The following is a 6,529-nucleotide window of genomic DNA, read 5'->3' on the forward strand; positions in this document are numbered from 1 at the left end:
TCAGCCGTTGGCGGCAGCGCTGGCCTTCATGTCGCGGTAGCGCCGCAAGGTGTCCTCCACCTCGGCACCCAGCTGCGTGCGCTGCTGCTCGAAGCTGCTCAACAGCGCCTGCTGGCGCAGCAGATCGGTATGGCGCTGGCGGATGTCCTCGGCCAGCTTGGCCTCGACCTTGCGACCGGCCAGTTCGGCGCCACCGGCCTGCTGCAGCTTGCCCACCAGCGCCTCGCGCATGCTGGTCAGGTTGTAGCGCGCGGTCTGCACGTTGTTCTCGATCAGCGTGGTGCGCTCGGTGAACACGCGCTTGAGTTCGTCTTCGGAGGCGTAGGACAGCAGCATCGCCTGCTCGGTGCGCCTGCGCGTGTCCTGGGCGGCCTGGTCGGCCTGCGCCTGGGCGGCCGCGGCGGCCAGGTCGGCGCGCTGCTCGGCGGTCAGCGCCTGGCCGACCGCCCCGGTGCGCGCGCCGCTGCTGGCGCTGAATTCGTCGCGCGCGCTGTTGACCTGTTCCGGCGGCAGCGCATCGGAGCAGGTGCGGCCGCTCTTGGGGTCGTTCCAGCAGTAGAGCTTCTTGGCCTTGGGCGCATCCTGCGCGCCCGCCGTCAGCGCCGCCGCGGCCAGCGGCAGCATCAGCATCGCGGCGAACCTGGTCCTGGTCATGACAGCCCCCTTGCTGCCAGTGGCGATTACGCGGCGCTGCCGTAACGGGCCCGGTAGGCCAGCAGCTGCTCGCGGTGGCCCACAAGTTCCGCATTTTCCCCGGCGAATGCAAGCAGGTCGTGCAGGCTGGCCACCGCGATCACCGGCACCCCGGTCTCGGCGGCCACGCGCTGGGCGGCCGAGAGGCGCTGGCCTTCCTCGCCGAGGATCTCCTGGCGGTCCAGCGCCACCACGATCCCGGCCGGCACGCCGCCGGCGGCGGTGATCAGGCCCAGTGCCTCGCGGATGGCGGTGCCGGCGGTGATCACGTCGTCCACGATCAGCACCCGGCGCTCGTCCAGCGGCGCGCCGATCAGCATGCCGCCCTCGCCGTGGTCCTTGGCTTCCTTGCGGTTGAAGGCCAGCGGCAGGTCGCGGCCGCGGCGGGCGAATTCCATGCCCAGCGCGGTGGCCAACGGGATGCCCTTGTAGGCCGGGCCGAACAGCAGGTCGAACGATACCCCGGCCTCCTCGATCGCATCGGCGTAGCAGGTGGCCAGTTCGGCCAGCGCCGCGCCGCTGTCGAAGCGTCCGGCGTTGAAGAAGTAGGGGCTCAGGCGGCCGGACTTGAGGGTGAACTCGCCGAAGCGCAGCGCGTTGGCGTGCAGGGCCAGCTGGAGAAAGCGCGCACGGTGGTTGGACATGGGCGGCGTCGTGGACGGATGGGGACCGGCAAAGGGTAGCAGGCGGCGGCGCCCGGATCGGGCGGTATGCTTGCGACTCGCTTCTGTCTTCGGCTCCAACTTCATGCGCATCATCAGCTTCAATGCCAACGGCCTGCGCTCGGCCGCGTCCAAAGGGTTTTTCGAGTGGTTCGCGGGGCAGGACGCCGACGTGCTGTGCGTGCAGGAAACCAAGGCCCAGGAACACCAGCTGGCGGGACCGGAGTTCCTGCCGCCTGGCTACAAGGCCTACTTTCGCGACGCGACCACCAAGAAGGGCTATTCGGGCGTCGCGATCTACAGCAAGGTCGAGCCCGACGAGATCCGCACCAGCCTGGGCTGGCCGGAATTCGACGAGGAGGGGCGCTACCTGGAGGCGCGATTCGGCAACCTGAGCGTGGTGTCCTTCTACATCCCCTCCGGCTCCTCGGGCGAGCTGCGCCAGGGCTACAAGTTCCGGGTCATGGAATGGCTCAAGCCGATCCTGGACCAGTGGCTGGCCAGCGGCCGCGACTACGTCCTGTGCGGGGACTGGAACATCGTGCGCACCCGGCTGGACATCCGCAACTGGACCAGCAACCAGAAGAACTCCGGCTGCCTGCCGCCCGAGCGTGACTGGCTCAACGGCCTGTGCGCCGACGACGGCGCACAGGCCGATGTGCCCGCAGGCCGCGGCTGGGTCGATGCCTACCGCGTGCTGCATCCGGAAGGGCAGGACTACACCTGGTGGTCCAACCGCGGCGCGGCGCGCGCCAACAACGTGGGGTGGCGCATCGATTACCAGTTCGCCACCCCCGGCTTGCGCGATCGCCTGCGCGGCTGCGCGATCTACCGCGAGCAGCGCTTCTCCGACCATGCGCCGTTCACCGTGGACTACGCCCGGTGAGCACCGCATCCGGCGACCGGCCGGTGTCCTACAAGGGCTGGCGCGGGATCAGGGCCGCGTTCGCCACGCCCTCGGCGCTGACCATGGCGCTGCTGGGCTTCGGCAGTGGACTGCCGTTTCTGCTGATCGCCTCGCAGACCCTGTCCACGCGCCTGCGCGATGTCGGCCTGCAGTTGGGCGAGATCGGGCTGATCAGCCTGGCGAGCTTCTTCTATCTGCTCAAGTTCGTGTGGGCACCGCTGATCGACCGCTACGCCTTGCCGCTGCTGTCGGGACTGGGGCGGCGGCGCTCGTGGCTGCTGGCCGCGCAGGTGCTGGTCGCGGCCAGCCTGTTCGCACTCGGTGCCATGCGGCCGGAACTGGGCGTGGCCGGGCTGGTGACCTGGGTGCTGGTGGGCTCCTTCGCCGGCGCCACCCAGGACGCGGTGGTCGATGCCTACCGCATCGAGATCGCCCCGGAGAGCGCGCAGGCCGCGCTGGCGGCGACCTACATCCTGGGCTATCGCATCGCGCTGATCGTCGGCGGCGCCGGCGCGCTGTACATGGCCGAGTTCGAGAACTGGAAGGTCGCCTACTTCTGCATGGCCGCGCTGATGCTGGTGCCCATCGTCACCACGCTGGTCAGCCGCGAGCCGGTGCGGCCGGAGGCCACGGTGGTGCGGCGGATCGACTTCTTCGGCGCCTTCTGGCAGCCGATCGTCGGCTTCTTCACCACCAACGGCTTGAAGCTGGCGCTGGCGCTGCTGCTGTTCGTCGGGCTGTTCAAGTTCCCCGACCAGGTGATCGGCGTCATGGCCGGACCGTTCTACCTGGACTCGGGCTTCACCAAGTCCGACATTGCCACGGTGTCCAAGCTGTTCGGCATCTGGATGAGCATCGTCGGCGCCTTCGGCGGCGGCATGGCGGTGGCCGCGTTCGGCTTCCGGCGCATGCTGCTGCTGGCCGCGCTGGCGGTTGCGCTGTCCAACCTGGCCTTCCTGCTGATGGCCCAGCATCCCGGCCAGCTGTGGGCGTTCTACGCGGCGCTGAGCGCCGACAACATCTCCCAGGGCTTCGCCGGCACGGTGCTGGTGGCCTTCATGTCCTCGCTGACCGACCGCAACTTCACCGCGACCCAGTACGCGCTGCTGGTGTCGCTGGCCAACCTGCCGGGCAAGTTCGTGGGCGGGATCTCGGGCTACATCGTGGAAGCCACCTCCTACTCCACCTTCTTCAGCCTGAGCGCGCTGACTGTCATTCCCACGCTGGCCTTGCTTGCCTGGCTGTGGCGTCGTATCAAGGAGCCTTCCAGGACAGTGGCCGCGCCCGACCATGACCGACCTGCTCATCCGTGACCTCGATCCGATCCTGACCGACCGCATCCGCCGCGTCGCCGAGGCGCGCGGCTGGAGCACCGAGGAGACCATCAGTCGCCTGCTCGAGCACGGCCTGTTCGCGGTCGAGGCCGAGGTGCGCAACGGTTTCAGCGACCCGGAGGTCGCCGTCCTGTCCGAGGCCATCGCGGCGCTGCGTGCGGTGCCGCACGGCGGTCCGACGTCCTAGCCGCGCGTCCGCGCTCAGGGCGATTCCGGCGCTGCGGCTTCCCGCAGATCCGGCGCGATCAGGCCGGATACAGCGCGCCGAGCACGCGCAGGCCCTTGGCGCCGCTGACGCTGGGCAGGTTGCCCGGGCGCCCGGCCAGGGTCTCGCGCGCCAGCCAGGCGAAGCCCATGGCCTCGACGTAATCTGGATGCAGGCCGTGCGCCTCGGTGGATTCGACCACCACGCCCGGCAGCCGCGCCGCCAGGCGCTGCATCAGCACCGGGTTGTGCACGCCGCCGCCGCAGACCATCACCCGCGCGGTGCCGGGCTGGGTCGCGCGCAGCGCGTCGGCCACGGTGACCGCGCTGAGTTCGACCAGGGTGGCCTGCACGTCGGCCGGCGCCAGCGCCGCGCCGCCGAGCTCGTCTTCGACCCAGGACAGGTGGAACTGCTCGCGGCCGGTGCTCTTCGGCGGCGGTTGCGCGAACCACGGCTCGTCCAGCAGCCGCGCCAGCAGCGCTTCATCGGGTTTGCCGGTCGCGGCGAAGGCGCCGCCGGCATCGAAGGCCATGCCGGTGTGGCGCTCGCACCAAGCGTCCAGCAGCGCATTGGCCGGGCCGGTATCGAAGCCGCGCACCGGGCCGCTGCCCGGCAGCAGGGTCAGGTTGCCGATGCCGCCCAGGTTGAGCACCGCGCGGTCTTCGCCCGGGTCGTGCAGCATCGCGGCGTGGAAGGCCGGCATCAGCGGTGCGCCATGGCCGCCGGCGGCGACGTCGCGCCGCCGGAAGTCGGCCACGGTCGGGATGCCGGTGCGCTCAGCGATGACGTTGCCGTCGCCCATCTGCCAGGTGAAGGGAAAAGTCCCCTCGGGCCGGTGGCGCACCGTCTGCCCGTGCGAGCCGATCGCTCGCACCAGGGCGCGGTCCAGGCCGGACTGGGTGATCAGGCGGCCGGCCGCGTGGGCGAAGGCCAGGGCGACCTGCACGTCTAGTTCGCCCAGTTCGTCCAGCGAGGTCGCCTCGCCGCCCTGGCCCAGCTCGATCAGGCGCGCGCGCAGCGCGTCGTCCCAGCGGTAGGTGCGGCCCATCAGCAACTGCGGCTCGGGGTCGAAGCGCACCAGCGCCACGTCGATGCCGTCGGCGCTGGTGCCGGAGATCATCCCCAGGTAGAGATCGCCCAGCGCCGGCTTGCGTGCCAGCGGTCCGCCGGCGCGCGCTGCGGCGGGCGGGGTCACTGGCGGCTCGGCCGCTTGCGCGACGCCTCCAGCGCCTGGGCCAGCGTCGCCTGCGGCTGCGGCGCGGTGGCCGGCGAGGCGTCGGCGTAGATCGCGCTTTCCACCGTGTGGATGCGCGCCAGTGCGCTGGAGGTCTGGGTCTTGAACTGCGCCAGCACCGTACCCGACAGCGGCTCGGGCGGCGGCAGCGTCACCTTCAGCGGGTTGCGGTGCACGCCGTTGACACGGAATTCGTAATGCAGGTGCGGCCCGGTGGCCATGCCGGTGGAGCCGACGTAGCCGATCACCGTGCCCTGTGCGATGCGCTGGCCGGTCTTGATCTTGGCGAAGCGCGACATGTGCCCGTACAGCGTGGTGCGGCCCTGGCCGTGGTCCAGGATCACCACGTTGCCGTAGCCGCGCTGCTGGCCGGCGAACTGCACGCGCGCGTCGCCCGCGGCCATGATCGGCGTGCCGGTGGCCGCCGCGTAGTCCACGCCCTGGTGCATGCGCATCGTGCCCAGGATCGGGTGATGGCGCGCGCCGAAGGTCGAGCTCAGCCGTGCATACGGGATCGGCATGCGGATGAAGCTGCGCTTGAGCGGCTTGCCGCTGGCGGTGAAGTACTCTGGCTGCCCGCCCGGGCGGGCGAAGCGGAAGCCCGAATGCAGCTTGCCGTCCACGGTGAAGGTCGCCGCCTGGACCGGGCCGGTGGCCACCAGCTGGCCCTCGCGCCAGGTCTGCTCGACCACCACGCTGAAGCGGTCGTCGGCTTCCAGGTCGGAGTTGAAGTCGATGTCGTACTTGAAGATCTCGTCGGTCAGCGCGTTGATGTTGGCCGCCGTCAACCCGGCCTTGCGCGCCGAACGGATCAGCGAACCGCCGACCTTGCCGCTCAGCACGGCGGTGCGCACGCTGACCTCGCGCTTGATCACCCGCTCGGTGACCGCCTGCTCGCCGATGTCCAACTGCACGCGCGAGGCCATGTCGCGGTCGTAGCGCAGCGCCTTGAGCACGCCCTCGGCGGGGATGTCGAAGGCGATCTCATCGCCCGGATGCAGCCGGCGCAGCTCGGCCGCCGCGGTCTTGTTGTCCATCACCCGCTGCAGGGTGGCGGCCGGCACGCCCATCTCCTCGAAGATCGCGCTCAGCGTCTGGCCCGGGCGGACGTTCACCGTCTGCCAGTTGTCGCGCGCCGCGCCCGAAGCGGCCTGCGCATCGGCCTCCGGCAGCGCCAGCGGCACGGTGGCCAGCGGCTTGAGCTGCGGCTGCACCACGCTGGAGAAACCCGGCACGATCGTGGCCACCATGATGCCGATGGTGGTGAACAGCGAAGCGTGGATCCACTGTCGCCGCGTCCACCGCCCCTGGGGCAGGTGCTGGGCGAGCTGGCGGTGGAGGGCGGACTCTCGAAGGACGTCCAGTCGTTCGCGAAAGCGTTGCTTGCGGCGGCTGCCGTCCCCGTGCGTCTGCATCGATGTCTTCACCCTGGGGCCCAAGCGGAAGGCCCAATCGGGCTACCATAGTCAGGCATGGGGAGCAGGTCAAACCGTT

7 protein-coding genes are annotated in these 6,529 nt (G+C 70.4%); 3 read left to right on the forward strand and 4 right to left on the reverse strand.

Features of this window, described 5'->3' with window-relative positions:
* Both LAJ50_RS02005 and pyrE read right to left on the reverse strand, forming a co-directional pair.
* Window positions 1–654, reverse strand: a complete 654-nt coding sequence (locus LAJ50_RS02005) for a hypothetical protein (RefSeq protein ID WP_224096437.1) — start codon at window positions 652–654, stop codon at window positions 1–3.
* A gap of 26 nt (window positions 655–680) precedes the next feature.
* Window positions 681–1,337 (reverse strand): orotate phosphoribosyltransferase, encoded by a 657-nt coding sequence (pyrE, locus tag LAJ50_RS02010; protein WP_130551071.1) that lies wholly within the window; start codon window positions 1,335–1,337, stop codon window positions 681–683.
* Between the two features lie 103 nt (window positions 1,338–1,440).
* Here pyrE and LAJ50_RS02015 point away from each other — a divergent pair, with 103 nt between their 5' ends.
* From LAJ50_RS02015 to LAJ50_RS02025, 3 genes are read left to right on the forward strand one after another with little or no spacing between them, the layout of a single operon-like run.
* Window positions 1,441–2,241 (forward strand): exodeoxyribonuclease III, encoded by an 801-nt coding sequence (locus LAJ50_RS02015; protein ID WP_138652696.1) that lies wholly within the window; start codon window positions 1,441–1,443, stop codon window positions 2,239–2,241.
* Window positions 2,238–3,575 (forward strand): MFS transporter, encoded by a 1,338-nt coding sequence (locus LAJ50_RS02020; RefSeq protein WP_138652612.1) that lies wholly within the window; start codon window positions 2,238–2,240, stop codon window positions 3,573–3,575. Before LAJ50_RS02015 ends, LAJ50_RS02020 begins: the two co-directional genes overlap by 4 nt.
* On the forward strand, window positions 3,553–3,783 hold the full coding sequence (locus LAJ50_RS02025) for a hypothetical protein (RefSeq protein WP_130553205.1): 231 nt from the start codon (window positions 3,553–3,555) through the stop codon (window positions 3,781–3,783). Before LAJ50_RS02020 ends, LAJ50_RS02025 begins: the two co-directional genes overlap by 23 nt.
* Before the next feature lie 58 nt (window positions 3,784–3,841).
* Here LAJ50_RS02025 and LAJ50_RS02030 read toward each other — a convergent pair whose 3' ends face one another.
* Both LAJ50_RS02030 and LAJ50_RS02035 read right to left on the reverse strand, forming a co-directional pair.
* Complete coding sequence (locus LAJ50_RS02030; RefSeq protein WP_255469360.1) at window positions 3,842–4,960, reverse strand: anhydro-N-acetylmuramic acid kinase; 1,119 nt, start codon at window positions 4,958–4,960, stop codon at window positions 3,842–3,844.
* A gap of 32 nt (window positions 4,961–4,992) precedes the next feature.
* Window positions 4,993–6,450: a peptidoglycan DD-metalloendopeptidase family protein gene (locus LAJ50_RS02035; protein ID WP_130553204.1), complete on the reverse strand. Its 1,458-nt coding sequence runs from the start codon at window positions 6,448–6,450 to the stop codon at window positions 4,993–4,995.
* Window positions 6,451–6,529 lie beyond the last annotated feature (79 nt).

The organism is Pseudoxanthomonas sp. X-1, assembly GCF_020042665.1.
GTDB classification, from domain to species: domain Bacteria; phylum Pseudomonadota; class Gammaproteobacteria; order Xanthomonadales; family Xanthomonadaceae; genus Pseudoxanthomonas_A; species Pseudoxanthomonas_A spadix_A.

Excerpts from the sequence above, each read along its gene's own strand:
- LAJ50_RS02005 (WP_224096437.1), bottom strand. The coding sequence starts at position 654 with ATGACCAGGACCAGGTTCGCCGCGATGCTGATGCTGCCGCTGGCCGCG.
- pyrE (WP_130551071.1), bottom strand. The coding sequence starts at position 1,337 with ATGTCCAACCACCGTGCGCGCTTTCTCCAGCTGGCCCTGCACGCCAAC.
- LAJ50_RS02015 (WP_138652696.1), top strand. The coding sequence starts at position 1,441 with ATGCGCATCATCAGCTTCAATGCCAACGGCCTGCGCTCGGCCGCGTCC.
- LAJ50_RS02025 (WP_130553205.1), top strand. The coding sequence starts at position 3,553 with ATGACCGACCTGCTCATCCGTGACCTCGATCCGATCCTGACCGACCGC.
- LAJ50_RS02035 (WP_130553204.1), bottom strand. The coding sequence starts at position 6,450 with ATGCAGACGCACGGGGACGGCAGCCGCCGCAAGCAACGCTTTCGCGAA.